This window comes from Bradyrhizobium sp. (assembly GCF_016462955.1).
Taxonomy (GTDB): domain Bacteria; phylum Pseudomonadota; class Alphaproteobacteria; order Rhizobiales; family Xanthobacteraceae; genus Bradyrhizobium.
On sequence record NZ_JAEMSD010000208.1, the window covers coordinates 1 to 1,556 of the forward strand.

At 64.8% G+C, this 1,556-nt stretch carries 3 protein-coding genes and 1 pseudogene; all 4 read right to left on the bottom strand.

Annotated elements, in window-relative coordinates:
• Nucleotides 1-285: pseudogene (locus JHD07_RS20770) on the bottom strand (hypothetical protein); the annotation flags it as partial.
• 2 nt (nt 286-287) lie between these two features.
• Nucleotides 288-485, bottom strand: coding sequence for a hypothetical protein (locus JHD07_RS20775; protein WP_291625316.1), 198 nt, complete (start codon nt 483-485; stop codon nt 288-290).
• Entirely contained in the window at nt 482-925 is a 444-nt protein-coding gene (locus JHD07_RS20780) for a hypothetical protein (protein ID WP_291625318.1), read from the bottom strand. The genes JHD07_RS20775 and JHD07_RS20780 overlap by 4 nt, the downstream gene beginning before the upstream one ends.
• A 24-nt stretch (nt 926-949) precedes the next feature.
• The coding region (locus JHD07_RS20785; RefSeq protein ID WP_291625320.1) for a CHAT domain-containing protein at nt 950-1,556 on the bottom strand (607 nt) is incomplete at its 5' end.

Below are 1,556 nucleotides of genomic sequence, written 5' to 3' on the forward strand. Positions count from 1 at the left end.
CGGAGACAGGTTGAAGGTGATGGTTACGAGCACATGCGCGATCACCAGCAACAGCGACGGAATCGCGACATAGAGCACCGCATGCGTTCCGTAGTAGCGCAGCGGATTGTTGTAGCGCTCGAGCCGGACATTGACGCGATCGAGATCCCGCCTGAGCTTGTCGAGCTCGGTCACGATCTCGTCGATTTCGCGCAGCATCGGCCTTACGACGCGCAAGTCCCGCGAGCAATGCTTGCAGACGATGGCTTCGTCCTTGATCGTCTCGGCGCAGAACGGACATTCCATCGCTAGCGCGACTTCCTTCGCAGCCTGATGGCATCGACCTGGTCCCTGGCGCGGCGCAGTTCATCGCGCAGCTCCTCCCGCTTGCGCAGGAGATCGTCGCGCTCTGCGATCAGCGTCGCGGGAACGGCAATGTCGCGCCCGCAGGCGGCGCAAGCCAGCGCCCCCTCCGCATGTCCCGACCCGCAATAAGGGCACTTCACTTGGGCGCCACTTTCAGGGTGAAGATCGTGGTGCCCGGCCGGCCGTCGCTATCCTTGATGTCGACGCGCACGGTGTATTCGCCCGGCGGCAGCTCTGCGTCCTGCATGTGGATGCCATCGGCCTTCACGAAAGGCTTCACCCGCGGGGTCAGGTCCACGTTTGGCGTCCGGAGGAAGATCATCTTGACCGAGTCCGGATCGATCTTGGCCCCGCCGTAGGATTGAAACTTCAAGACCAGCGGCAGGGGCGACCTCGCTGAATCGCCCGGCGAGACGAACTCGACCTTGGGGCCGCGCATGATGCCGCGCTGGTCGACGGCGACCGCGCCCTTCGGAGGCGGCAGCTTGGCTTCCTCTTCCGTGATCAGCAACGTGGCGCGCGACGGTGCCGAGACCAACAAACTTGCAGCCGCAAGGCCAAGCAAGACATTCCGTTTCATGTCAGTGCCCCCTTTCCTTGATCATCAACGCGAGCCGCCATCGCCGATGATGGTGTACGGCGCCCAGAACAGCGGATGCGCATAGGCGAATTCGGTCTTGCCTTCGCCGTTGAGATAACCGGGGCCATCGACGAGGGCCATCGCCGCCTGGCGCAGCGCTTCGCTCCGCGACAGTTTGGGATCGTCGGCTTGCCGCTTGAACAGGTCGGTCACCAATTGCCGCGCCGATTGTGAATGCACCGACCAGTTCGTCACCAGCAGCGCGCGCGTTCCGGCATAGAAGAATGCGCGCCCGAGCCCGGATGCCGCCTCGGCCCCTGCGCCGGCGCCGGCACCGGTGTTGCAGGCCGACAGGACGACCCAGTCCGCGTCCAGCTTGAGGCCGAGGATCTCCTCCATGGTCAGGAGGCCATCGCCGCCCTCGCCCGTCACCGCCGGCGACGACAAGGCGAGCGCCGGCTGCGTCAACCCGTTCAGCTCGCCCGGGACCAGTCCATGCGTGGCAAAGGCCAGGATCCTGAAGCCGGAGAGATCCATGGTCTTCACCGCGCTCTCGGTCGCGCTCTTGCCGAGAAACAGCACCTTCGACGGGTCCGCCTGCAGCGCCAGCGCGATCGACTTCAACTCGTCG